Origin of the sequence: Pseudoalteromonas sp. S3178 (assembly GCF_005886985.1) — a bacterium.
Taxonomy (GTDB): domain Bacteria; phylum Pseudomonadota; class Gammaproteobacteria; order Enterobacterales; family Alteromonadaceae; genus Pseudoalteromonas; species Pseudoalteromonas carrageenovora.
Genome location: NZ_PNCW01000027.1, coordinates 186,271 through 211,769 on the forward strand (window position 1 = coordinate 186,271; position 25,499 = coordinate 211,769).

The 25,499-nt window shown below is 38.3% G+C and carries 27 protein-coding genes and 2 tRNA genes; 12 read left to right on the forward strand and 17 right to left on the reverse strand.

Going from position 1 to position 25,499, the window contains the following annotated elements:
* Positions 1–9 precede the first annotated feature (9 nt).
* From CWC11_RS08930 to CWC11_RS08995, 14 genes are all read right to left on the reverse strand, one after another.
* Positions 10–2,109 (reverse strand): DUF1302 domain-containing protein, encoded by a 2,100-nt coding sequence (locus CWC11_RS08930; RefSeq protein ID WP_138682407.1) that lies wholly within the window; start codon positions 2,107–2,109, stop codon positions 10–12.
* A 250-nt stretch (positions 2,110–2,359) separates the two neighbouring features.
* A complete protein-coding gene (locus CWC11_RS08935; protein ID WP_104642746.1) occupies positions 2,360–2,581 on the reverse strand; it encodes a DUF2835 family protein in 222 nt (73 codons plus the stop codon).
* Positions 2,582–5,188: an aminopeptidase N gene (pepN, locus tag CWC11_RS08940; RefSeq protein WP_138682408.1), complete on the reverse strand. Its 2,607-nt coding sequence runs from the start codon at positions 5,186–5,188 to the stop codon at positions 2,582–2,584.
* A gap of 44 nt (positions 5,189–5,232) precedes the next feature.
* On the reverse strand, positions 5,233–6,696 hold the full coding sequence (nhaC, locus tag CWC11_RS08945; RefSeq protein ID WP_171038409.1) for a Na+/H+ antiporter NhaC: 1,464 nt from the start codon (positions 6,694–6,696) through the stop codon (positions 5,233–5,235).
* A 179-nt stretch (positions 6,697–6,875) separates the two neighbouring features.
* Entirely contained in the window at positions 6,876–8,900 is a 2,025-nt protein-coding gene (gene prc / locus CWC11_RS08950) for a carboxy terminal-processing peptidase (RefSeq protein WP_138682409.1), read from the reverse strand.
* Between the two features lie 26 nt (positions 8,901–8,926).
* Positions 8,927–9,574 carry an RNA chaperone ProQ gene (proQ, locus tag CWC11_RS08955; protein ID WP_138682410.1) on the reverse strand — a complete coding sequence of 216 codons (648 nt, stop codon included), beginning with the start codon at positions 9,572–9,574 and terminating at the stop codon, positions 8,927–8,929.
* A gap of 15 nt (positions 9,575–9,589) precedes the next feature.
* Positions 9,590–9,868, reverse strand: coding sequence for a hypothetical protein (locus CWC11_RS08960; RefSeq protein WP_058550161.1), 279 nt, complete (start codon positions 9,866–9,868; stop codon positions 9,590–9,592).
* Positions 9,868–10,326 (reverse strand): free L-methionine (R)-S-oxide reductase MsrC, encoded by a 459-nt coding sequence (gene msrC / locus CWC11_RS08965; RefSeq protein ID WP_138682411.1) that lies wholly within the window; start codon positions 10,324–10,326, stop codon positions 9,868–9,870. The genes CWC11_RS08960 and msrC overlap by 1 nt, the downstream gene beginning before the upstream one ends.
* A gap of 128 nt (positions 10,327–10,454) precedes the next feature.
* Positions 10,455–10,835, reverse strand: a complete 381-nt coding sequence (locus CWC11_RS08970; RefSeq protein WP_058550163.1) for a hypothetical protein — start codon at positions 10,833–10,835, stop codon at positions 10,455–10,457.
* Between the two features lie 171 nt (positions 10,836–11,006).
* On the reverse strand, positions 11,007–11,255 hold the full coding sequence (locus CWC11_RS08975) for a hypothetical protein (protein WP_138682412.1): 249 nt from the start codon (positions 11,253–11,255) through the stop codon (positions 11,007–11,009).
* Between the two features lie 20 nt (positions 11,256–11,275).
* Positions 11,276–12,079 carry a CPBP family intramembrane glutamic endopeptidase gene (locus CWC11_RS08980; protein WP_138682413.1) on the reverse strand — a complete coding sequence of 268 codons (804 nt, stop codon included), beginning with the start codon at positions 12,077–12,079 and terminating at the stop codon, positions 11,276–11,278.
* Between the two features lie 118 nt (positions 12,080–12,197).
* Complete coding sequence (locus CWC11_RS08985; RefSeq protein ID WP_138682414.1) at positions 12,198–13,037, reverse strand: LytR/AlgR family response regulator transcription factor; 840 nt, start codon at positions 13,035–13,037, stop codon at positions 12,198–12,200.
* Between the two features lie 271 nt (positions 13,038–13,308).
* A tRNA-Ser gene (locus CWC11_RS08990) sits at positions 13,309–13,399 on the reverse strand.
* An 87-nt stretch (positions 13,400–13,486) separates the two neighbouring features.
* Positions 13,487–13,577 (reverse strand) — tRNA-Ser (locus tag CWC11_RS08995).
* A gap of 251 nt (positions 13,578–13,828) precedes the next feature.
* Here CWC11_RS08995 and CWC11_RS09000 point away from each other — a divergent pair.
* The 7 genes from CWC11_RS09000 to CWC11_RS09030 are packed head-to-tail and all read left to right on the forward strand — an operon-like array spanning position 13,829 to position 16,968.
* Positions 13,829–14,494, forward strand: coding sequence for a Bax inhibitor-1/YccA family protein (locus CWC11_RS09000; protein WP_058550164.1), 666 nt, complete (start codon positions 13,829–13,831; stop codon positions 14,492–14,494).
* Between the two features lie 55 nt (positions 14,495–14,549).
* The gene (tusD, locus tag CWC11_RS09005) at positions 14,550–14,903 is read left to right on the forward strand and encodes a sulfurtransferase complex subunit TusD (RefSeq protein ID WP_138682415.1); all 354 of its coding nucleotides are present in this window, start codon (positions 14,550–14,552) and stop codon (positions 14,901–14,903) included.
* The gene (gene tusC / locus CWC11_RS09010; protein WP_058550166.1) at positions 14,900–15,256 is read left to right on the forward strand and encodes a sulfurtransferase complex subunit TusC; all 357 of its coding nucleotides are present in this window, start codon (positions 14,900–14,902) and stop codon (positions 15,254–15,256) included. The genes tusD and tusC overlap by 4 nt, the downstream gene beginning before the upstream one ends.
* Complete coding sequence (locus CWC11_RS09015) at positions 15,253–15,519, forward strand: DsrH/TusB family sulfur metabolism protein (protein ID WP_138682416.1); 267 nt, start codon at positions 15,253–15,255, stop codon at positions 15,517–15,519. The genes tusC and CWC11_RS09015 overlap by 4 nt, the downstream gene beginning before the upstream one ends.
* Positions 15,520–15,522: 3 nt before the next feature.
* Positions 15,523–15,852 carry a TusE/DsrC/DsvC family sulfur relay protein gene (locus tag CWC11_RS09020; protein ID WP_138682417.1) on the forward strand — a complete coding sequence of 110 codons (330 nt, stop codon included), beginning with the start codon at positions 15,523–15,525 and terminating at the stop codon, positions 15,850–15,852.
* Positions 15,852–16,535: a pseudouridine synthase gene (locus CWC11_RS09025; RefSeq protein ID WP_138682418.1), complete on the forward strand. Its 684-nt coding sequence runs from the start codon at positions 15,852–15,854 to the stop codon at positions 16,533–16,535. Before CWC11_RS09020 ends, CWC11_RS09025 begins: the two co-directional genes overlap by 1 nt.
* Positions 16,528–16,968 (forward strand): NUDIX domain-containing protein, encoded by a 441-nt coding sequence (locus CWC11_RS09030; RefSeq protein WP_138682419.1) that lies wholly within the window; start codon positions 16,528–16,530, stop codon positions 16,966–16,968. Before CWC11_RS09025 ends, CWC11_RS09030 begins: the two co-directional genes overlap by 8 nt.
* Here CWC11_RS09030 and CWC11_RS09035 read toward each other — a convergent pair.
* Positions 16,965–18,248, reverse strand: a complete 1,284-nt coding sequence (locus tag CWC11_RS09035; RefSeq protein WP_138682420.1) for a sensor domain-containing diguanylate cyclase — start codon at positions 18,246–18,248, stop codon at positions 16,965–16,967. The genes CWC11_RS09030 and CWC11_RS09035 overlap by 4 nt on opposite strands.
* 345 nt (positions 18,249–18,593) lie before the next feature.
* Here CWC11_RS09035 and mnmA point away from each other — a divergent pair, with 345 nt between their 5' ends.
* From mnmA to CWC11_RS09060, 5 genes are all read left to right on the forward strand, one after another.
* Positions 18,594–19,694 (forward strand): tRNA 2-thiouridine(34) synthase MnmA, encoded by a 1,101-nt coding sequence (mnmA, locus tag CWC11_RS09040; protein WP_138682421.1) that lies wholly within the window; start codon positions 18,594–18,596, stop codon positions 19,692–19,694.
* Positions 19,694–20,296, forward strand: a complete 603-nt coding sequence (gene hflD / locus CWC11_RS09045) for a high frequency lysogenization protein HflD (RefSeq protein ID WP_058550173.1) — start codon at positions 19,694–19,696, stop codon at positions 20,294–20,296. The genes mnmA and hflD overlap by 1 nt, the downstream gene beginning before the upstream one ends.
* Positions 20,297–20,327: 31 nt before the next feature.
* Positions 20,328–21,698, forward strand: coding sequence for an adenylosuccinate lyase (gene purB, locus CWC11_RS09050; RefSeq protein WP_138682422.1), 1,371 nt, complete (start codon positions 20,328–20,330; stop codon positions 21,696–21,698).
* Positions 21,699–21,774: 76 nt separating this feature from the next.
* Complete coding sequence (locus tag CWC11_RS09055; protein ID WP_138682423.1) at positions 21,775–22,920, forward strand: ribosomal protein uL16 3-hydroxylase; 1,146 nt, start codon at positions 21,775–21,777, stop codon at positions 22,918–22,920.
* A 9-nt stretch (positions 22,921–22,929) separates the two neighbouring features.
* Positions 22,930–23,388 (forward strand): GNAT family N-acetyltransferase, encoded by a 459-nt coding sequence (locus CWC11_RS09060; protein WP_138682424.1) that lies wholly within the window; start codon positions 22,930–22,932, stop codon positions 23,386–23,388.
* Positions 23,389–23,441: 53 nt separating this feature from the next.
* Here CWC11_RS09060 and CWC11_RS09065 read toward each other — a convergent pair whose 3' ends face one another.
* Positions 23,442–23,888 (reverse strand): DUF4826 family protein, encoded by a 447-nt coding sequence (locus CWC11_RS09065; protein WP_138682425.1) that lies wholly within the window; start codon positions 23,886–23,888, stop codon positions 23,442–23,444.
* A gap of 114 nt (positions 23,889–24,002) precedes the next feature.
* Positions 24,003–25,406, reverse strand: coding sequence for a M28 family metallopeptidase (locus tag CWC11_RS09070; protein ID WP_138682426.1), 1,404 nt, complete (start codon positions 25,404–25,406; stop codon positions 24,003–24,005).
* Between the last annotated feature and the right edge of the window lie 93 nt (positions 25,407–25,499).

Below are 25,499 nucleotides of genomic sequence, written 5' to 3' on the forward strand. Positions count from 1 at the left end.
ATGTTACCCCTAGATTGAATATTTTAAGTTAAAAGAAACGTAATCGCGGTCTGAGAAGGTATTAATACCACCGCCACCCCAAAATGAGTTATAGCTTACATCTAATGACCAAGCATTTTGGTAGTTAAAGTTCATAGTAGCGCCTAAAGATTTACGATCTTCGATAAATAAGAACATAGGATCTGGCGTATTACCATTTACGTCATGAGAAAATACAAAACGTGGAGAGAAGTTAATACCGTTGTAAAGATTAAAATAATCACCTTTAGCAATCAGTCGGTAACCCCAAGATGATGCTGTTGCAAATGACTTTTGCTCTGCACCGTTTGAAAGACCAAGTTGTAACGTAGAGTAATCAGTTGTTCCTGGGCCTGTAATAACACCACTTCGACCGGTACCCGACACATTCAAGCGCATTTCGTCGTAGCCTGGCATATCGTGAATTTTAACTGCACCCACTTCACCAACTACAGCCCAGCTATCAGCACCTAGTGAAGGGCCAAATAAATGTGTTGCCGTAAACTGAATTTGCGATGTATCGCGTTCAATATAACCTTTAGCAACTTCGCCTGCAGCAACAGAACTTACCGCATCGCCTATACTCATTTGCGAAATACCCGCAAAATCAGGACGAATACCAGCAACAGCCAATTGCTCAGGCATAGCTGTGTACAGAAGCTCTACGTCATCAATTTGTAGAGGTTCATCTTGCCTAAATGCAAACTCACCCGCAAAAGCTGTTTCACCAATAGTGGTGTTAAAGCTTAAACCGTATAGTTTAATATCTTCTGGGTATTCATTTTCAGCTTTAGAAAACGCAGTTAAATCAGCTACATTATCTGAGGTAATTTCTGTAGTCATGATCATCGCTAAATCTTGCGCAATAGCTGCATTAGAAAAGTTTGATACACGACCTGAGATCAGTGGACGACGACTGTGGTAATTTACATGATAAAGTGCAATTTCTGTATCGTTCCACTCAGGTAAAAACATACCTAAACGTAAACCATATTGGCCGCCGTCATCTGGTTCTGATTTGCCATTATCGCCCTTGCCTTTAAGCGCAACTTTCGTTGGATAAGAAAGGTACATGCTTGCAAGTAATGCTTGGCCTTGCGCACTTGCAGGATCAATACCCTGCGCTGCAGCTGCCATTGCAAAATCAGACGTTAAGTTATTTAAGCTGTCAGTTAAAAATGCAACATCAATATCTGGGTTTGAAGTAAACCCAAGTTGAACGTTTTGTTGATAGCCATTTTCGGCTGCAAAATCATTAGTAGAAAAATACGTACCCGCTGCAGGAAGACGAGTTTCATGCCATTGGTACTGGTAAAAACCTTCAAGTGTAATGTTTTCGGTAATACCAAGTGAAGCCCAAAGCATGCCTACCGGAATAAATGCTTCTTTAAGCTCAGCACCTGGGGCTTTTAAACGGTCTATATCAACAGGGTTTACGTTAATACCATGAGATATAAGTGTGCTTTCACCCCAGTTAACTACTTGTTGACCTAAGCGAATTGATAATGGGTTATTCCCGTCGTTTAAATCAAAATTAGCCCAAACGTATGCATCTAGTAAACGGATATCTGCACAGCTTTGCTCTTTTGTATCTTTATCGTCACACGGGTCAACACCTTCACCAGAAGTTGGGTTTGAATAAGCGCGATCGCCATCCATCAACTCAAAATCATAAAAGTACATAAAACGGGTGAACAAACCGTAATTATCTTTAGTTATTGAAAGGTCGTGTGTTCCTTTTAATAATTTTGAGAATGAATCACCGCTATCAAAGTTTAAGTTACCAGCATCACCGTTGTTAGAATAAGAGCCTGATTGGGCCCAAACGTCTTGTGATGAATATATAGTGTTATTTAGTGCTGGGTTGTAACCCGACCAGTCAAATGCTGGATTGTTACTTTTACCAATAAGACTGAAGTCTCTATCTTCAACACGGATACTTTGGCCATATGAAAAGGTTGAATCGAAGGTGATATCAAAACCTCCAGCTTCAAATGTTGCAGCGTGTGAACTTGCTGCTGATAAACCTAAGCTAGCGGCTGCTAAACCTATAGCGATTTTGTTTTTAACAAAAAGCGATCTTCTTATCATTGTGGTTCCCCCCTGTCGCGGGTCATTTTGTGTGATCAAGTTATTGTTTTTAGTGTAATCGTAACGATAGAAGCGAATTAAACAAATTACAAATGGTCGCATTCAATCAGTTATTTATATTTCTTAGCTGACGTTTACGTATTGGTAAGACGTCATACCAGATAATTTATACACGTAAATTAACAATAGAACAAATTGAAATTAACAAAAAGATAATATTTTTATTGTTTTATAACATAAAAACCGAGTGTTAGGCCACTCGTTCAAGGCGGATAAATTTATTCTCAGGGGTGAGCAAAAGTCTAAAACGGCCTCGTATACCTATGCTTGATATAAAGGGCCTTAAATGAGTAGCAGCAAAACGAATTGTCTTGCCGCTATCTTCAACTACCTGCAATGAGCTAAAACGACCATGGTAGTAATCCATACATTCGTTATAGCTCAATCTAATGCTAAAATAATATTCAATCATTTACGCGAGTGCTTTTTCTACCTTTTCATAAAGATCGTCACTTAACCCGTTAAGGTCAGCTAAGCGTTGTAACTGCTGTTTCATTGCTTGAGAGCGTGCATCATCATAGCGCTTCCATGACATAAATGGTGTTAGCATTCGTGATGCATTCTGCGGATTGATAGCGTTAAGCTTTATCAGTAAATCGCCTAATAGTTCGTACCCTTTACCATCTGCACGATGAAATTGTGCAGTATTAAAATGGCTAAAGCTGCCTACAAGGGCACGTACGCGGTTTGGGTTTGAAAAATCAAAACATGGGTGTTCATACAACGCTTTAATGTTATCTATGGCATCACTGCCCGACTGCATTGCTTGAAGCGCAAACCATTTATCCATAACTAATACATCATGGCGCCATTGGCTATCAAAATGACTCAAAAGAGTGTGTTGAATTGGATTTGATGCTTTTACAGCAGCACTTAAGGCGCTTAGCACATTGGTCATGTTATTTGAGTTTGCAGCTTCATTAATAAACGTAATAGCTTCCGTTTTTTGTGTTTTAGCAAGGTAATGCAAACATAATTGTTTTAAAGCACGGTTTGCAACAGCACTTGCGCTTACACTGCCATCATCTTGAAGCGAATTATAGCAATTAACAAACTCATCACTTAGCTCATCAGCAATTTGCTGCTCAAATGTATGGGTTACTTTTATTATTTCATCAACAGGAATTACATCAAATTCAGCAGCTAATGTGTCAAAGCTTGGTATTTTAAGTAATTCAGCAATTAACGCTAAATCGCCCTCTTTAGTACTAATAAGTACACGAAGTGCATTTATTATATCAACACTTAAGGCGCTATTACTCGCATCACTAATTTGTGATTTTACTGCTTTAATAAACAGTTGTTGTTGCGCATCCCAACGAGAAAAGTCACTACGAGCAAAGCGCATTATATGCAGCAGCTCGGTTTGCGTAGTTTGTTGAGTCAAAATACAAGGCGCAGAAAAATCCTCAAGTAAAACGGCAACAGGCTTAGTGGCGATATTATCAAAACTAAACGTTTGTATTTTGCTTGTAACATTAAGTACGTGATCTTGCGTTTCCCCTTTGTACTCAAGCTCAATACTTTGTCCATTGGCATCTAAAAGCTCAATGGCAAAAGGAATATGCAGAGGCTTATTTTCAGGCTTATTTTCAGGCTGATTGCTAGGTGCACACTGCTCTATTGTTAACGAGTATGTATTTGTGTCGCTATCAAAGCTTTGTTCTGCATTTAATCGAGGAGTTCCTGATTGGCTGTACCAATGCTTAAATTGCTGTAAATCGACACCTGAGGCATCACTCATGGCACTTACGAAATCATCACAGGTGACAGCTTGCCCATCATGTCTTTCAAAATACAGAGTCATGCCTTTTTGAAAGTTTTCTTCGCCTAATAAGGTATGCATCATGCGTATTACTTCAGCACCTTTATCGTAAACGGTAACGGTGTAAAAGTTATTCATTTCTATTACTTTTTCAGGGCGTATTGGATGTGCCATTGGGCCTGCGTCTTCACTAAACTGGTGAGTACGCATTACTTTTACTGCATCAATACGGTTAAGGGCACGAGAGCCTATATCACTGCTAAATTCTTGATCCCTAAAAACCGTTAAACCTTCTTTTAACGATAACTGAAACCAGTCTCTGCAAGTAACACGGTTACCCGTCCAGTTGTGAAAGTATTCGTGGCCCACGATTGACTCAATCGTATGATAATCTTTATCCGTGGCTGTTTCTTGATTTGCTAATACACACTTGCTGTTAAATACGTTTAGCCCTTTATTTTCCATTGCACCCATATTGAAAAAATCTACGGCTACAATCATGTAAATATCTAAATCATATTCTAAATTAAATCGCTCCTCATCCCACTGCATTGCTTTTTTAAGTGACGCAATAGCATGTGGTGTTTTAGATAAATTACCTTTATCAACAAATAGTGCAAGCTCAACATCCCTACCACTTTTAGTTTTGTAGGTGTCTTTAAGTACATCAAAATCACCCGCTACAAGTGCAAACAAGTAACTTGGCTTTTTAAATGGGTCTTGCCACTTAACAAAGTGGCGGCCATCTGGTGTTTCTCCACTGTCTACTTGGTTACCATTGGATAGTAGTTGCGGGTATTTTTTATCTGCAATAATAGTTACATCAAATGTAGCAAGCACATCTGGTCGATCCATATAGTAGGTTATTTTTCTAAAGCCTTGAGCTTCACACTGGGTGCAATAAGCACCACCGGATAAATACAACCCCTCTAGTGAGGTATTAGTTTGCGGAGATATTTCAGTCACAATGCTTAATTGGCACTGCTCTGGCAGATTATTAATAATAAGTTGCTCACCCACTATTTGGTAATCCGTTATGGCAGCTCCCCCTACAGATAAAGACACTAAGCGTAAATCTATACCATCAAGCACTAGCGGCGTATTGTTATTATCGGCACGCTTAAGGGTAAGTAAAGCCGTCACTCTCGTTGTGAGTGGTTGCAAGTCGAAAGTGAGCTCAGTGTGCTCAATTAAAAAATTTGGGGCTTTATAGTCTTTTAAATATTGCGCTTGCGGCTTAGTCGATGCAGTCATAAATACTCCAAAAAAAGCTCCTTTAAATAAAGGAGCTGTTTAGTTTAAGCTGATTGTTTAGGTTTAATACGTAAAATTTTAATACCTAAATAGGCATAAACAATCGCTAAGAATGGGTTAATCAAATTAAAGAAAGCATACAATGCATAGTCAAATGGGTTTATTAGTAAAACACTTTGCATATAAGCACCACATGTATTCCATGGGATCAGCGGGCTTGTAATTGTGCCACCATCTTCAAGCGTACGAGATAAATTTACGGGCTTTAGGCCACGTTTTTCGTACTCGTCTTTAAACATACGTCCAGGTACAACTATAGCTATATATTGATCAGCTGCAATAATGTTTGTACCCACACACGTAGCAATAGTAGAGGCAATTAAAGACCCTGTACTTTTAGCAACTTTTAATATGCTCTTAACAAAAATGTCTAACAACCCTGTTTTTTCCATAATAGCGCCAAACATAAGCGCAGTCATTATAAGCCATGTCGTTGTAAGCATTCCTGCCATACCACCGCCGCTTAATAATGAGTCCATTTTGTCATCGCCGGTATCTACACTAAAGCCATCAAAAAAGGTTGTCCAAATTAGTTTAAAGTAACCCACTAACTGACCCTGTGATACATCAATTTGACTCGCAATTAAGTCTGATTGAAACAACATTGCCCATACTGCACCAACAACAGCTCCAATGGAAATAGCAGGAAAAGCTGGCATTTTTTTAATTGCTAATACTAATAGGACAATAAGTGGGATGAGCATTTCAAAACCAATATTAAAGTTTTGTTGTAAAATTACTGTTATTTCTTCTATTCGCCCTGCTTCACTCGAAGCAGTGGCATTAAAGCCCATAAATATAAATATAATCAATGCAATTACAAAGCTAGGAACGGTTGTCCATAGCATGTGTTGTATGTGCTCAAATAAATCAGCGCCAACAACTGCTGGTGCTAGGTTTGTTGTCTCGGATAGTGGGCTTAATTTGTCGCCAAAATAAGCACCCGATATAACTGCACCTGCGGTAACTGTTTGCTCAAGCCCGAGGCCAGTTGCTACACCTAACAAGGCAACACCTATAGTAGCTGCTGTCGTCCACGAACTACCAATACTCATAGCTACAATGCCACAAATTAAACAGCTCGCTGCATAAAACCAACTAGGGTTAATAACCTGTAGGCCATAATAAATTAAAGTGGGTACAGTACCCGAAAGTAACCAAGTACCAATTAAAGCACCCACCATCAATAATATTAAAATTGCACCAAGTGAAAGTGTAATTCCCTCAATCATTGCTTGCTCAAGTTTTTTCCAGGTATAACCATTTTTTAGGCCAATTAAAGCGGCTGCAAAAGTAGCAAATAAAAGTGCAATTTGGTTAGGACCTGATGATGAGTTATCACCAAATAAATATACAGCGGCACCGAGTAAGCAGATTAATACAGAGATGGGAATTAGTGCATCAAAAAACGAGGCGGGCTTAATTGGTTTATCTTCCAATGGCTTCAAAATAGAGACTCCTACACACATTCGCTGCGTGTTTAATTATTATTTTTGAACGGTTAACGCATAAATTGAGCACAATAAGGTAACCCAACTTAAAGTAATAGGCGATTATAACAATTTACTAAATTATAGGTAGTAAAAAAGGCGCTAAAGCGCCTTTTTTATAGAGGTAAAACCAGTGGTTACTTTTTAGCGATACGTCCATATTTAATATAGTCTTGAGTGATCAACGCCGCTTCTTCTAAAAACGGGTCTAACTCTTCGATTATTTCTGGTACATCGTCAAGGTTTTCAATTGGGTCTTTCCCTAAACGTTTAAGACGCTCATTTGTACGCACAAGTGCACGTGCTTCGCCTTCGTCTTTCTCTTTGATGCGCTTAGCTTCAACTAAAGAAATCGTTTTACGATCTTTTTCTTCGTTATAACGCGCTATATCATCAAATACATAATTAAACTCAGGCTCTGCTTTAATGCGTTGCTCATGGTTTTTTTCTAAATAAGTAATAATAGGCGTCAAATTACCTAATTTTTTGTATTTCGCTTTTACAATGCTATCCCAAGGTAAAGCATTATCTTGTTTACTTTCGCCCCACTCTGCTGGGTCAATTGCTGATGGAAACGAAATATCAGGAATAACACCTTTGTGCTGCGTGCTACCACCATTTATACGGTAAAATTTAGCAATTGTATATTGCACACTGCCCAGCGCATTATCGTACAAATCGTAAGCACGGCCTAAGCCTTTATGTTGCTGTACAGTACCTTTACCAAACGTTTGCTCGCCGATAATAACTGCACGGCCATAGTCTTGCATAGCGGCTGCAAATATTTCAGACGCAGATGCACTATAGCGATCGACTAATACAGTTAATGGGCCGTCGTAATAAGTAATACCATCACGGTCTTTTTGCTCTTCAATACGGTTATTTAAAGTATGAATTTGAACAACTGGACCTTGGTCAAAAAACAAGCCTGACAGCTGTGTTGCTTCATATAAAGAACCACCACCATTTTGACGTAAGTCGATGATAATGCCATCCACTTTTTCTTCTTTAAGCTTTGCTAATTCAACTTTTACGTCTTTCGACAGGTTGTTGTAAAAACCTGGGATTTCAATCACCCCAATTTTACTTGTTAAATCAGAATATTTTGCCTCAAACACTTCTGACTTAGCTGCTCTATCTTCTAAGCGGATTTTATCACGCGTGATTTCAACTACTTTAGGTGCGCCATGAGCGTCAACACCTTTTAAATACTGTAAGCGTACTTTAGTGCCTTTAGGGCCTTTAATTAAATCAACTACGTCATCTAAACGCCAGCCAATTACATCTACAAATTCTTCGCCATCTTGGGCAACACCAATAATACGGTCATCAGCTTTAATTTGATCTGTTTTATCAGCAGGGCCACCCGGCACTAAGCTGCGAATAACAGTATAATCCTCATCTGGACTTAATACGGCACCTATACCTTCAAGCTCTAAGTCCATGTCCATTTTGAATTGCTCTGCACGACGTGGCGATAAATAAGACGTATGCGCCTCAATACTACGTGCGAGTGAATTCATTACAATTTGAAATGCATCTTCTGAATTTGATTGCACCAAACGTTTTTGCGCATTTTTATAACGCTTGGTCAGTACTTCTTTAATGCCTTCCCAATCTTTACCGGTCATTTTTAAACGTAGTGCATCGTATTTAACACGCTCACGCCAAATTTCATCAAGCTCAGCTTGAGATGTTGGCCACGCTGCATCTTCTCGATCAAAAAAGTATTCGTCTTCTTTATCGAACGTCATTTCTTTTTCAAGCAATGTAAGTGAATATTCATAACGTTCAAAGCGGCGCTTAAGGCTTAAGTTGAAAATATCAAACGTGAAACCTAACTTGCCGGTAGTCAAAGCGTTATCAAAGTCGTCACGGTATTGATCAAAAGACGCAACATCGCTTGCTAAATAAACGCTTTTATTAAAATCAAGGGATTCGATATAACGATCGTAGACTTTACTAGAAAGCTCATCGTTAAATCGAACCGGTGTGTAATGTGAACGAGTAAATAAGCTAGCCACTCGTTTGCTGGCAGTTCCATGTTGGCTTTCTTGCTTGAGCTGAGGTAAATCGTCGATTGTAACGTCTTCTACAGCAGCAAATAATGAACCTGAAAACAGGGCAGCAACTAACGGAATGAGCGTAAACTTTTTACTCATACACAACTCCTTAATTTATTTACAGCTTATATGATGTATAAGCTGTCAGCTTTAGTTTTAACTTGCATACCTGTCACTAATTCAACGTGAACGTCATCTTTGTTCACTTCTGTAATTACTGCATTTACAAGTGCTTGGCCAAGTTTAACCTTAACCTTGTTATTAACCTTGACCTCGTCTGCTGGTAAAGGTTCAATTTTTCCTGAACGCTTAGCCGGTGCAGCTTTAGCTGGTTTGTTAGCTGAAGAACTAAGCTCGCCCGCTTTATTTGCGTGAGCTGGTTTCTTTTTGAAAGTTTTTGAATCTGAATCTTGGCGCGGACGCTGTTGTTTTTTACGTTTAGCCATTTTAGCGCGGCTTTCTTCCAATGCTTTTTGTGCATGGTCGATGTGCTCTTGCTCAACTTTTTCACCTTGATTACCATCAAGGTCAATACGAAACTCTGACTTAGTCACAGCTTCTAAATAACGCCAGTTTGACGTGTATTTTCTAAGTGCTTGACGTACTTGAGTCTTACTTACTTTTTCAGACCCTTCAATACGCTCAGCGATATCTTTAAAAATACCTACTTTAAGCGGTTTGATCCCGTCTTTTTGTTTAAAACACTGAGGAAATTCTTGGTATAAGAATTCCAGTACTTCATTAATATCTTTTAGCTTGTTTGTGGTTTCCATTTTAGAACCTATTTTTCACATCTTTTCATCAAGGGACGAATCGACGTAGTGTATTACCCAGTCGACCAACTCTTCGAAGTCAGCTTCAATTACAGCCATATCACCTCGAAGGTGTTCCCAAATACCATTAATTGTTTCATCAATAAATTCACACTCGGAGTCGTCTGGTAGACGGTCCCAGGCTATGTGAATCAAATCATTGAGCGTTTCCGCTACATGTTCTTCATCGCCTTCCCAATCGCCAACATCTTGTATGGCAAATAGGTAGTCTTGAACATTTAGCAAATCTTTCATTACAAGCTAGCCTCAAAGCACTTAACTAATGCTTCTAAACCTGCTTTGTCATCAGTATCAAACCGCGAGATACTAGGGCTATCAATATCTAGCACCGCAAATATTTTACCATGTTTCATGATAGGTACAACAATCTCAGAGTTTGACGCCGCATCACAGGCAATATGCCCATCAAATGCGTGCACATCTTCAATTAATTGTGTTTGCAATGTAGCCGCAGCCGTTCCACATACACCTTTTCCTACTGGAATACGAATACATGCAGGATTACCCTGAAACGGGCCTAGTACCAATTCTGACGGTGAATCCATAAAGTAAAAACCCGCCCAATTTACATCTTCTAAAGAGGTAAATAACAGCGCGCTTATATTTGCCATATTAGCAATTACATTCGATTCACCGGCAATCAGCGATTCAGTTTGCTTAACTAATGACTGGTAAAAATCGTGCTTTTGCATACCAAACTACTTCTTATTAAACATACAGTAGCTAAAGGTACTCTTTGTGGTGAAAAATTGGAACCTTTTGCGGGTAAAAAAAAGGAATTTACGCCGTTTATCAGCGCCCTTGATTAATAAAGCTGCAATTATGATTTTGCTGATTTACGAAGACCAAATAAAAATAGCCCCGCAGCGAATGCCGACATGACACTATTAATTAAAAATATTTCGCCTGTGGTGGCACTTAATAGGTAACTAAAAATAGCCCCACCTAACAAACCTAGCGTTAGCACTCCAGAGTAATTAACCTTTGAATACTTAAACATAAGTAAATACCCCGGAACCACGAAAGCCGCCATTGTTAAGCCTACAATGTGTGCATTTGATATAGCAGTCATCAACAAGTTTAAAAATATTGATACAAACTCACCTTCCAGCGTAAGTGAATAGTAAACACCAAGTAAACTGCCTACAATAACAGGCGATAATAACGAAAGCCCTACGCTTTTTGCTAGTTGATGTTTCATTTAAAATCCTTAATACACAAGCCTAAATACTATGTATTAAGCATGCACCAAGATCTTGAGGTTAGAAACAGAGACTATGGTCGTAATTTATGGATAAAAATAAACCACATTACGCCATCAACTCATCACTTTTTATAAGCGTAAAGTTTTAAGCTCAAAACAGCTCAGTTGTCATAACTGAGCTATTTGGCTTGAGAGTTCAAAACTACGAGAAGTTACAATTTCTTCTAGCACCGCCAGCCTTTCGTTTAACACTTTTGTTTGTTTTTCTAATGCTACGATCTTTGAAGCATCAATAGCACTTTGCAATTTTGCTTGTGTCTCAACCTTTGAGGTTTTATAACTGAAGTAACGCTTAAGGGATGCCAATAACAGAACGGGTGAGCTAAATACAATAATAACCATAAATAATTCGAACATAATAATTCCTGCATTTAATATTAATTTACTGCACACGCAGCTGAATGAACTCGGGTTTGAAGCAATTTAGATAAAACTACTTCGCGTGGTTTACCTTTTCGAATTAGCATCTCTACATACACAATACTTAATATAATTGCTGTTGCCTTAAATAGATTACCTTGTAAATCCCCTGCTGCCCCACCTGACATCCCAAAGATCCCGTAAGCCGCATTCATAAAAATATGCATCCACATTGGGAACCAAATACGGTATCCACATTCACAATACAGCCACGCAAACCAAGTCCCTGCAATCGTTGTTACCGTAACTGCCATCACTGCAGATAAAGGGTCATTGCCTTGATAAATGTGCCCCATACCAAATATCACAGAACTAACTAACGCTGCAGGTATAAAGCCCCAACGACAGTATTTAAATAGCACACCAAATAATGCAGCTCTAAAGATAACCTCTTCAAAAAAACCGGCATAAACCGAACCCGTAATGATCGCTGATATCGAAAGATGAAGTTTACTACTTAAAAATGCATACCCTAGAGTCATAGGAATACAACAGAGCAACGCTGCAAGTGTATAATTAATGAATCCATCAAAGCTAAGTCCTATTGACTCAAACAACCTCTCTTGTTTAAACAAAACAATGGCAGCAGCAACTAACGGACCATATAAAAAGGTAAATTTAGCGGGAATGAATAAAATATCAGTTTGGTTATCAATATTAGATAACCAGCTAGACCAACCATCTCCCCAAAAATGCCTCATTACGTAGTGACAAAATATAAATATAGTAATTATTAGAAACGCATGCATAGCGTGTTTCATACCTCTTTTCCTCGTTAAGTTGTTAAATTCAACTTAATCCTGGCAATAGCATAAGCACAAAGCGACTCATTAGGGCTTAGCTGCAGTTTAAGGTATAAAACTCACTGTTTTGGGGTGGTTAACATGTTTTTGGGGCTAACAACAAAGCGTCTTTTATTGTTTTAACGTAGGTGCGAGACACTGGTATTGTAATATTTGATTCATTAAGTGATAACTGTAACCCACCTGCGTTACCACTATAATGCTTAACGCTTTGTAAGTTGATCGCATAAGAACGGTGGCATTTTATAACAGATGTATTGTGAGGTAGTTGTCTTAACAATCCTGTAAGTGATGTTCGTAATAAACTCTGAACTATTTTATCACCATCAAAAATGGTGATTTCACAGTAATTATCAGCAGATTTAATAAATAAGATGTGATGGTGAGCAACTTTAACCTCATCATTTTTATTTTCGCCTTTAAGTGAGATTGTCTCTAACGCAGTTTCTTCTAACCGCGTTTGATTTTCATCAGCTGCGCTTGAGGGTATTAAATTTTTTACGTGCCGGTTTACCAGAAGTAAAAATATAAGGGGAAATACACCAATACAAAATATATATCCCACGAAGAGTAATTGATTTTGCCAGTGCCAAGACCCCAGCACTGCAACCACAAAATACCCGTGATTAAATAATGCTGTTATCAGTAAATATGTAAAAGGAATAATAGTTAAATGTTTTAACTTATCATTAAAGTTTATTTTGAGTAATGCGATTTCAATTGCACCCGATAGGAGCAAAGCACAAAAGGTGACTAACCCATATCCAGATAGCCGGAGTAACTTATAGGGTTCGCTATCGTTTGAAGTACCAAACGGTTGAAAAATAAAAAGTACAAAAAGTGTTATAAACGAGAACATAACAGCACGATATATAACTAACTTCCTTGATTCTAAGTCATCTTTTAGCCACAACATCCTATTTTATATACCTTTAGTTTTAAGATATTTAAAAGTAACACACATTAATATGCGCATTCTATTGCATTTAAACTCTTTTTATAGTGATTTTTAATCGGCAAGAAAGTCAAACATGAAGCTAAATAAACATTGTTTCGTGATGTAAAATATACATATTAGCGTTCAATGAACTTTAGATATGACTCGTGGATAAAAAGCGGGTCATAATTAAGTGAGGAATTTTGTTTCCAACACAAAAAAGCCCGCTAAATAGCGGGCTTTAATATAATGGTGGAGAGATAGGGATTTGAACCCTAGATGGGCTATAAACCCATGCCGGTTTTCAAGACCGGTGCATTCGACCACTCTGCCATCTCTCCAAAACTATTATAAATATTAGTAAGAGTGTACTAATATTTATTTTAAATGAATGATATTTAATTAATACCACACACTTATTAAATAAGTGGTGGAGAGATAGGGATTTGAACCCTAGATGGGCTATAAACCCATGCCGGTTTTCAAGACCGGTGCATTCGACCACTCTGCCATCTCTCCGCACGGCCTGCATAATAGGGAAAGCCATTGCCTTTGTGAAGCTTTTTTTTAAATTAATTGTTTAAGTGCTTAAAAAACAATTAATTTGTTTAAACTTAAAGCAAATTATAACTTTTTATAAGATTCAGGAACTTAAATTTAAAAATAACACTCTATTGATCTACAAAGGTTTGCCCAAACATATAAGAGTTGGTAATCTAATTTTAGTTAAATTATCGAAACAGACTTGTTTCACTTTAAGGAGCTCTACAATGGCGTTTAATCAATCGTACAATACCGCTAAACCGGTAATGTCGACCATTGAAACAAATAAGGTACTTAAAAACACCTATTTTTTACTTGCTATGACACTTGCATTTAGTGCAGTAACAGCTGGTATTTCAATGGCACTACAATTACCTTACTTTATGGGACTTGTGTTTACACTGGTTTCGTTCGGTTTATTATTTGTTGTAAATAAAAAAGCAGAGTCTGCATCTGGTGTGTTTTGGGTGTTTGCGTTCACAGGCTTAATGGGAGCTGGCCTTGGCCCACTATTAAATCACTACGCTGCAATGCCTAATGGCCCAATGCTTATTATGCAAGCGTTAGGTTCTACAGCACTTATTTTCTTTGGTTTATCTGCTTATGCACTTAACACTAAGAAAGACTTCTCATTTATGGGTGGCTTTTTAACTGTTGGCTTAATTGTCGTAATCGTTGCAAGCATTGTTAATATTTTCGTTGGCAGCTCGCTAATGTTTATGGTGCTTAACGCAGCTGTAGTTTTAATTATGTCTGGTTTGATTTTGTTTGATACAAGCAGAATCATCAACGGCGGCGAAACAAACTACATTCGCGCTACAGTGTCTTTATACTTAAATGTATATAACTTATTTACGTCTTTACTTGCTCTACTTGGCGCAAGTGATGACTAATTAAAAAGTTCTGTTAAAATAGCCCCTTAATTGGGGCTTTTTTATTGGAATTGTTTTGCCGCGTTTCGTACTCTCATTGCATACACCACCATCTGATCACGACACAACACAACGATTGGTTAGCTTTGCTCAAGCTTGTTTAGCACAAGGGCATACTATAGATGCGATATTTTTATATCAGCAAGGCATTTATCACGCTTCAAACAATCTTGATTTACCCTCAGATGAGCTTCAAATAACAGACCTTTGGCAGCAATTAGCAGATCAAAATATAAACTTAATGCTATGTGTAACCGCTGCAGAAAAACGCGGGTTAGATATAAAAAACACCAGTGTCTTTGCAGTTGCGGGATTAGCCGAATTTGCAATGCTCGCAAGCGACGCTGATAAGTGGATACAATTTAAATGATTAACGTTTTAGTGATAAGCCAAAGCAGCCCATTTGATGATTTAAATATTCGTGATGCGCTCGACATGACATTAATATTTGCCGCTGTCGATCAAAACGTTAGCTGGTTGTTTAGCGGCCCGGCTGTGCTTGCTTTAAAGAAACACCAACAACCAAACTCTATTGGTATAAAAGATTTCTTTAAAAATATTAAAACCCTAGAAATCTATGATGTTGAAAATATCTATGTGTGTGAAAAGTCGCTTTTTGATTACGGTTTAAATAAACATGATTTACTCATCGCAGCTCAAACACTTAATTTTAGCGAGCAGCAAACCTTAATTAAAAACCAAAAACATGTGGTGAACATATGAGTACCCTACATATTTTTTCTAAAACGCTAAATAATTACTGCGCAAATCAACTTGAAAACTTAATTCAGCCCACAGATAAAGTACTTTTATTAGGCGATGCCTGTTTTGCTAAAAAACAATTTAGACAATTTTCAGATTCGCTTTTATTACTAGCACAAGACATTCAAGTGCGTGCAGTAACTTTATCAGATAACGATACAGCAATAAGCTATGAAGAATTTGTAGCGCTTACCTTATCAACCAATCAATCTATTACTTGGTAACCCATGCTTGAATTTAATAATGTACACATTGACACCGACAAACAAGGTTATTTACTTGATCACACACTGTGGACTAAAGAGTTAGCCCCTGTTATTGCCGCGCAAGAAAATATAACCCTGAGTGAGCAACACTGGGAAGTTATAAACTTCGTTCGCAATTTTTACCTTGAATACAATACAAGCCCTGCTATTCGTATGCTTGTAAAAGCCATGGCTAAAGCGCTTGGAGAAGATAAAGGTAATAGTATTTACTTATACAAATTATTTCCTAAAGGCCCAGCTAAACAAGCAACTAAAATTGCCGGACTACCAAAGCCAGCTAGGTGTATTTAATGAAAAACAAATCGAGCAATAAAAACACACCTGATTCAACAGCTAAACGTAATACCGGGCGCACTTACTCGCGAAGTGCGCTTAAAAAGCCTGCAGAGAAACGAGAAATAAAGCCGCAAATTGCCTCTAAAGATAGAAAAATTGTCCTTTTTAATAAACCGTTTGATGTACTTTGCCAATTTACCGACGATGACAACAGGCAAACACTCGCACAGTTTATCCCTATAAAAGAAGTATATGCTGCAGGAAGGTTAGACCGTGACAGTGAAGGCTTATTACTTTTAACAAACTGCGGAAAATTACAAAATACCTTAACCTCTCCTAATAAAAAAACAAATAAAACATATTGGGTGCAAGTAGAAGGTGAGCCCACTAGCGAATCGATCAACGCATTATGCAAAGGGGTTGAGCTAAAAGACGGCCTAACACTTCCGGCTAATGTTAAAATTATTGACGAACCTGATATATGGCCACGTAACCCACCCGTTCGTGAACGTAAGTCAATCCCAACTACATGGCTTAGTATTACAATTAATGAGGGAAAAAACAGGCAAGTGCGCAGAATGACTGCTCATATTGGCCACCCTACATTGCGCCTAATTCGCTACAGTATTGGTAATTACACCTTAGATAATATTAATTCAGGCGATTACAACGTCATTAAAGGTGCTCTAGATGCATAAACCACATATAACTGTTGCTGCAATAGTAAAAAATAAGCAGCAGTTTTTACTCGTTAAAGAGCGAGATAAATTTACTAAACAAATTTGTTATAATCAACCTGCAGGTCATCTTGAAGAAAAAGAAACACTGGCTCAAGCAGCCTCTAGAGAGCTTTTAGAAGAAACGGGTTTAAGTTTAAAGCCTAGCGGCTTTTTAGGTGTTTATAATTTGCACGCAGCTAACGGCGTGCATTATTTAAGGTTTTGTTTTTTATTTGAAACAACAACTGAAACCGCAGTGCTTGAGCCAAAAGACAGCGATATAATATCGGCTAATTGGCACAGCTATGAGCAAATTAAAGACCTTCCTCTTAGAAGCCACCTTGTTTTGAAATGTATACAAGATAGTTTAAACAAAGCGCCTTTAAGCCTAGATACAATTTATGACGATTAACTAGTTTCACTTTTTGCAAGTGCAATACAATTACGCCCTTGACGTTTAGCATAATAAAGAGCGTTATCCGCCCCCTTAACAAAGCTAAATCGGTCCTCTGTATCGTTATCGTCAATAGTATTTATTCCCATACTAAGTGATAATAAACCACTGTAGCTATCCTCGTGGACTATCGCTAAATTTTCAATTGCTTTTTCAATTTGTTCGGCAATAAACAAAGCGCCTTGCCTGTCTGTTTGCGGCAATAAAACAACAAACTCTTCGCCGCCATAGCGTGCGACAAAATCTTCAGGGCGACTAACGGTGGAAGCTATTTCTTGAGCTACATCATATAAACAGGTATCTCCTGCCATATGCCCGTAGCGATCGTTAAATTGCTTAAAGTAGTCTATGTCTATTAAAATAATAGAAAGCGCACCATTTCTGTCACGAGCACAGTCAAATTCTTGTACAAGTTTCTCGTCAAATCGGCGCCTATTTGCTATTCGCGTTAGCGAATCAAGAAATGCCATATCTCTAAGAATATCTTCTGCCTGCATTCGCTCCGTTGCGTCATTAAAAACGGCAATAAACTCTTCACCAATATTTATACCAGAGATTTCCATCAATATTTGCGAGCCATCGCTGCAACTTACTTTATAATTATTCGCAGGAATATCATTATTGTTTTCTTGTGTAACATCTAAAGACTCCTGCCAAAGTTTTTTTACAAACTCTCGGTATTGAGGATCTGGATATGCTTTTTTCCACCAGGCTTTTAAATTTGGTACCTCTTTAACAGAATAACCAAATACATCTACAAACCTCTGATTTACTTTAAGTATGTCACCTGTGTTTGCGCATACATTACATATAGGCATGGGTAGTTTAGTAAATAACTTAGCGTAATGGCTCAACTCATGCTTTCGCATAGGATTTAAAATATTTTGTGATAAGTAGCTTGATGGCATATCACCTTTATCACTGTTGATTTTTTGTTCCATAATTAAAGCAAAATACCACTCGAGCCACCATCCCTCAACGGTTTGTAACACAAGGCTCTGGGTTTGATCAGACAGATAAAGTGACTTTTTTATTAAGCCAAAAAGTTCATTAACAGGATTTGGCTCTTGATATACATGCGCGTTTTTTAATTTAATTAACTCGTAGAATAAATGATACGCTGACTGCTTAAATTCATGTTTTGGGTTTGCTAAAACATCGCTAATTTGAAAGTCAGGTTTTGCTATGTAATGTACGACAAACGATTCTATTTTACTTACCTGATAGGCATAATTCATATATTCATTCCATTGACTATATTTTTAATGACGTTATTACTGCCAAGTTTGCTTCTAATACTTTTACCTAAGTGTATATTTACTTTAATAGTTTTCAAACAAAATACTAGTAAATAAGTACAAAAAACTAAAGTATTTGTTTTTTATCTAAAATGATAATTATTTCGTACATTTAATGCCAAAGGCTTATTTATTTTTATTGAGCACTGTTTGCTATTTATTATAAAAATAAAATCAGCATAAAATAGGCTCTTTACACACCCTCTCCCTTTAAGCACAAACAAAATACATGCTATAATCGCGGCCTTTCCAAGTTAACAGCAATCTGTATAAGCGAAATTATTCATGAGCGAAAATAGTCACATTAAAGTCATCGTTGGTATGTCCGGCGGTGTTGATTCTTCTGTATCTGCATATTTATTACAACAACAGGGCTACCAAGTAGAAGGCCTGTTTATGAAGAACTGGGAAGAAGACGACAATGACGAATACTGTGCAGCAGCCGATGATTTAAAAGACGCACAAGCAGTATGCGACAAGTTAGGCATAGAATTACACACTGTTAATTTTGCAGCAGAATACTGGGATAACGTATTTGAGTACTTTTTAGAAGAGTACAAAGCAGGCCGTACGCCTAACCCAGATATAATGTGTAATAAAGAAATTAAATTTAAAGCATTTTTAGAGTTTGCTGCACAAGCACTTGGCGCAGACTTTATAGCAACGGGTCATTACGTTCGCCGTGAACTACGAGACGACAAATACGTAATGTGCCGTGGCCTAGATAACAATAAAGACCAAAGCTACTTTTTATACACATTAAGCCACGAGCATATCGCGCAAACTTTATTCCCTGTTGGTGATATAGAAAAGCCAGAAGTACGTCGCATTGCCGAAGAGCAAGATTTAATTACTCACGATAAAAAAGACAGTACAGGCATTTGTTTTATCGGTGAGCGTAAGTTTAAAGATTTTTTACAGAAGTTTTTACCTGCGCAACCAGGTGTTATCGAAGACACGGACGGTAATAACGTAGGTGAGCATGAAGGCTTAATGTACCATACACTTGGTCAACGCAAGGGTTTGTTAATTGGTGGCATGAAAGAAGGCTCTGGTGAGCCATGGTACGTAGTTGATAAAGACTTAGAGCGTAACGTACTCGTTGTTGGCCAAGGTAAAGACCACCCTCGCCTTTATAGCAATGGTCTTAATGCAAACCAATTACATTGGGTTGACCGCATTGGTCCAAAAGGGTCAACGCGTTGTACAGTTAAAACACGTTACCGCCAAGAAGACTTAAGCTGTACCCTGCTTGTAGGCGAAGACGGCATGGCTCGTGTATTATTTGACGAGCCACAAAAAGCAGTTACACCAGGTCAATCTGCAGTATTTTATGCAGACGATATCTGTTTAGGCGGTGGTATTATTGATTCGGTGATCAAGTAATGAATGAACACCAAGTCATGGCGCTTGCCGCCATGTGTCAAGTAGCTAAACAAGTTCAGAAAATTGCGCAATACGGTTCTAATAACGAACACGACCTAGAAGTATTATTCGCAAGTATTGTACAAACATCACCTGCGTCACCGGTTGATGTGTACCAAGGTACACACAACTTACGTGATGGCTATAAAACATTATTAGCTCAGCTAACAGCTGGTGCTCAAAAGGATGTTGAAATAGTAAAATACGTAGGTGGTTTAATGCAGCTTGAGCGCGCACTGAGTGCAAACGACAAAAGCTTAAACGAATTAGGTAAACGAATAGATGATATCCATCGTCGTTTAGACCACTTTGCTATTACCGATGAAAGCGTTGTTGCCGGTCTAGCAGATATATACTCGTCGGTGCTGAGCCCCCTTGGGCACCGAATTCAGGTTTATGGTAAACCCGAGTTATTAAAACAGCAACTCACTCAAAATAAAATCCGTGCATTATTACTTGCCGGTATTAGAAGTGCAGTATTATGGCGACAAATGGGCGGTAAACGCCGTCATTTTTTCTTTGCAAAAAGAAAAATCATCGCCATTGCTAAAGCAAAAATTTAATTATCGTTCAAACTAAAATTTAGGAGTTATTATGGAGCTTTCAGCGTTAACGGCTATCTCTCCAGTGGATGGTCGCTACGGCAGCAAAACCACTGAACTACGCAGTATTTTCAGCGAATTTGGCTTAATCAAATACCGCGTAATTGTTGAAGTGCGTTGGTTGCAAGCGTTAGCTGCAGCAAGCGAAATTAAAGAAGTACCTGCATTTAGCGAACAAGCAAATGCACTTTTAAACGCCATTGTAGATAACTTTAGCGAAGCAGATGCACAGCGTGTTAAAGATATTGAACGTACAACTAATCACGATGTTAAAGCGGTTGAATACCTACTAAAAGAAAAAGTAGCCGACAACGCAGAGCTTCATGCAATTAACGAATTTATCCACTTCGCATGTACCTCTGAAGACATCAATAACCTATCTCATGGTTTAATGTTAACTGAAGCTCGTAATAAGGTTTTACTACCTTACTGTGATGATTTACTTAGCGCTATTAAAGAAAAAGCTGTTGAGTATAAAGCAATCCCAATGATGACACGTACGCACGGACAACCTGCTACACCATCAACTATGGGTAAAGAGTTTGCAAACGTATACATGCGTTTAAAGCGTCAACGCGACCAAATTGCTCAAGTTGAAATGCTAGGTAAAGTAAACGGTGCTGTTGGTAACTATAATGCTCACCTAAGCGCTTACCCAGATTACGACTGGCATACACATGCAGATGAGTTTGTATCAAGCTTAGGTTTAACACTGAACCCATTTACTACTCAAATTGAACCGCATGACTACATAGCTGAGTTATTTGATGCTATCGCTCGATTTAACACTATATTGCTCGATTTTGATCGTGATATGTGGGGCTATATTGCACTTAATCACTTTAAGCAAAAAACAATTGCGGGTGAAATAGGTTCATCAACTATGCCGCATAAAGTTAACCCTATTGATTTTGAAAACTCAGAAGGTAACTTAGGCTTAGCAAATGCTATTTTTGCTCACCTTGCACAAAAATTACCAGTATCGCGCTGGCAGCGTGACCTTACCGACTCAACGGTTTTACGTAACCTTGGTGTGGGTATGGGTTACGCCCTTATTGCGTATCAGTCAACACTTAAAGGTGTTAGCAAGCTTGAAGTTAACGAGCAACGTTTGCTTGAAGAGCTTGACCAAAACTGGGAATTACTAGCAGAGCCAATTCAAACGGTAATGCGTAAATACGGTATTGAAAAGCCATACGAAAAACTTAAAGATTTAACCCGTGGTAAGCGCGTAAATCAAGAAATTATGGCTGACTTTATCGACGGTTTAGACCTTCCAGAGCACGCTAAAGTAGAAATGAAAAAACTAACACCTGCCAACTACATTGGCCGCGCTGTTGAGTTTATTGACGATTTAGTTTAAATACTAAATTGCGCATACAAAAAGCGAAAGGATAATCCCTTTCGCTTTTTTTGTCTTAAATTTATAGGCCAACTCTATGTACCAACTAAAAATAAACAACCTCTCTGAGCAAGAGTTTTTAACCCATTTTTGGCAAAAAAAACCACTGCTAATAAAGCAAGGCTTTAGTAATTTTAACGATCCAATTGAAGCTGAAGAATTAGCAGGCCTAGCTATGGAACAAAGCATAGAGTCGCGCATTGTCACTAACCACAATAACGACTGGCAAGCACACCAAGGTCCATTTGAAAACTTTGAATTATTAACCGAAGAACATTCAACATTACTTGTTCAAGCAGTCGATCATTGGCATTGTGAGGCAGCCCAATTACTGGAGCCATTTAGATTTATTCCTAATTGGCGAATTGATGATTTAATGGTTAGCTATTCAACGCCTAAAGGCGGTGTTGGCCCTCATTTAGATCAGTACGATGTGTTTATTATTCAAGGTGAAGGTAAGCGTCATTGGCGTGTTGGCCTACCCGACCCAACACTTAAGCAATTTGCTCAAAACAAAAAACTACTTCAAGTTGAGCCTTTTGAAGCCGTAATAGACTGTATATTAGAGCCTGGCGATATTTTATATATTCCGCCTGGTTGCCCACATGAAGGTTATGCTGTTGAAAATGCACTTAACTATTCAGTCGGTTTTAGAGCGCCTAACCAACAAGATTTACTATCAAGTTTTGCCGATCATATTATTGATACCGAAAGCGGTCAAAAGCGTTATACCGACCATAACCTTACCCTTAGAGAGTCAAAAGGTGAACTAACTAATCTTGAAGTTGATAAAGTTAAAACCTTAATGGCCGCCCTTTTAGAGAATAACGAACTCTTTAAACAATGGCTTGGAAACACGCTAAGCCAAGCCAAACACGAAATGGATTTAGCACCTTTAGAAGATGAGCTTTCAAGCGATGATATAACTCAATTACTAAACGATGAAAACAATGTGTTTGAGCGTTTAGGAGGTGTTAGAGCTATTTACCAAATACTTGAGAGTACAGTATTATTAAGTGTTAATGGTGAAAATTATGAACTGCCAATGAGCGATTTAAATGCAGTTAAATTACTAACCGATACCAACTATTTTAATAGCGATGATTTAATGGCTCACCAACCCAGTCTAGAATTTATTAAAACCTTTACTACACTAGTTAATGAAGGGATATGGTATAACTAGAGGTGAGCTATGGGCTATCGAGTTAACGAAGTAGATTGGAACAGGCAAAAAAGTTTGTTACAGCAAATACGAGAACGCGTTTTTGTATACGAGTTACATATACCCAAAAGAATAGAGTTCGATAGCCTAGATGAAATATGCCAACATGTACTCGTTACCGACGAGTCTGAGCAAGCCGTAGCAACGGGCAGATTATGCAGTGACGGCTTAATAGGCCGTATTGCAGTGCTACCAGAGCACCGTAACCGCCTTGTATATCAATCACTTTTAAACTTTATTGTTAAGCTTGCAGCACGCCAAGGTATTAATACCATTTGTATTAACTGTATTTTAAACGAAGTTCAACTTTTCAATCAAAATGGTTTTATAAAACAAGGGTGTGTGTTTATGGAAGCCGGTATACCCAGGCAAAGAATGCAGTGTGAAGTAGCCGACTTTGTTACTAAGCCATTTACACTCGTACATTAAAAAAGGGCAATTCATAATTTGCCCTTTTAATTTTTACTTAACTTAAATGCTGATTACTTAGGCTCATTAGCCCATAACTGTTCGTTTTCATGCATTTCGTACAAACCATGTGCACGATTTATAAGTAAATTTGCAAAGTTAACTTGAGTTTGGTCTTTCGCACCAACACTCATTATTTGATCAGCCTTTAACTGCCACTGTAATGAAAAGTAACGCATAGCATCACGTGCATCTTTTGCTGCACTTACCTCTGCATGATCTGTTGGTAAACGCCCAGTAACAACCCAGTACGTTTTGCCATTTTGCGCTTTAAACTTCCACATAGCGCAAAGAGGAGCCAAAAAGCGACTATCTTTATCTACTACAGATTTTGGCATAATGCCTTTTTCTGCTAAATATTTTTGTGCATTTTGAAAACACTCACGTTGCCATGCAATGCGCTGCTCTGGTGTTATAACTTGCTCTTTTTCTGTTAACGGTTTTTTTTCTTGTTGCTGCATTTTTTATTAACCTTATCACTTCTTTTTTAACACTCTAAGGGCATAACAAATAAGGTGCAAGCATAAAACACCTGCTTTGCACCTAATAAGATTTGTTTGCTGGGTTTTTAAGCGTTATTTAATATTATGATCAAAAGAGCCTACATCGCCTGGAAATACAACAGGTGATTCAACCCCTTCTTTGCTTACAGAGGCCACACCAAAGTAATAGTTATCAATCACAACATTTTTAAGCGTATAGTTTGTTACATTCCCTACGTATTTACTAAACTGCCACTGTGGCTCGCTTGTGTAACGCCAATAAATTTTATAGCCGGCAATATTATTATCATCACTGCTTGCCCACGTAAAAGACGTATCGGCTGTAACCGCTCCAGATATTTTAACTTGTTTAGGAGGTGCTGGTGCCCATGCCATAGAGGCCATAGTTACTGCATTAAGTGAAGTGAGCTTTGCTGTGTAGTCAAAATCAACACCTTCGATTGTATCGCCATACTCAATGCCCTCTTCTGTTCGTAAATCTTGGTGCTGACGATCGTAATGTTCATTAGTTTCCATAATGCGCACCGCTGCAAAACCAGCATCGTTAAACGGGCGATGATGCCCGCCTCGACCAAAGCGGTCCAACCTGTAAACTAACATTGTATCTAAATTTTCAATGTACCTATCGGCAACTGTATCAATATAACGTGCTAAATTACGACTAGCTGAGTCTACTTCGCCACCGGTAAATCGGCGTGTTCTTGCTTGTTCTTTAGTTTCAACAACACGAGTACCTTCAGAAAATATACGTGCGGTTGTATTATCGGTAACGCCGTTAATACCTGTAATATTGCCTATCATGTCGTTATTTAACACGCCATGTACTTGCCAATCATGCTTTTGCGCATAGGCTGTGAGTATTTTACCGCCAAACAAACCTTGTTCTTCACCTGACAAAGCAGCATAAACAACTGACCCATTAAACTTATATTTACTCAGTACGCGAGCCGCTTCAATAACCCCAGCAACGCCCGATGCATTATCATTAGCACCGGGGGAATCACTCGTAAAATCCATAACATCGCTCACACGTGAGTCAATATCACCAGACATTATTACCATTCGATTAGGCTCAGTAGCGCCGCGTTGTATAGCAACAATATTTACTACTTCAACAGGATCAGGTACACGTTTTTCGCCAGATATAGTGTCTTTTACTTCAATTATTTCAAGACAACCACCACATTGCGCTGATATTTTTTCAAACTCTTTTTTGATCCAGCGCCTAGCAGCACCAATACCACGAGTATTCGACTTAGTATCAGAAAGTGTATGACGAGTTCCAAAATCCACCAGCGTTTGAATATCGCTGCCAATACGTTCAGCTGATACTTGAGCTGCTATGTCATGTAACTTTTGTTGGTCGGTATATGGTAATTGTGTTTGCCCATGTGCTGACATAGCAACGCTACATGCACCGGAAAGTACGCTAAGTTTAAGTAATCTTGTTGATATTTTAAAAGGTGTTTTAAGCATTTAATCGCTCCTAGTTATTATAAGGTAACCATTACTTAACTTAGGTTTGATGGCAATACATTTGAGGTAGACACTAAAACGAGCGCGCCCAAG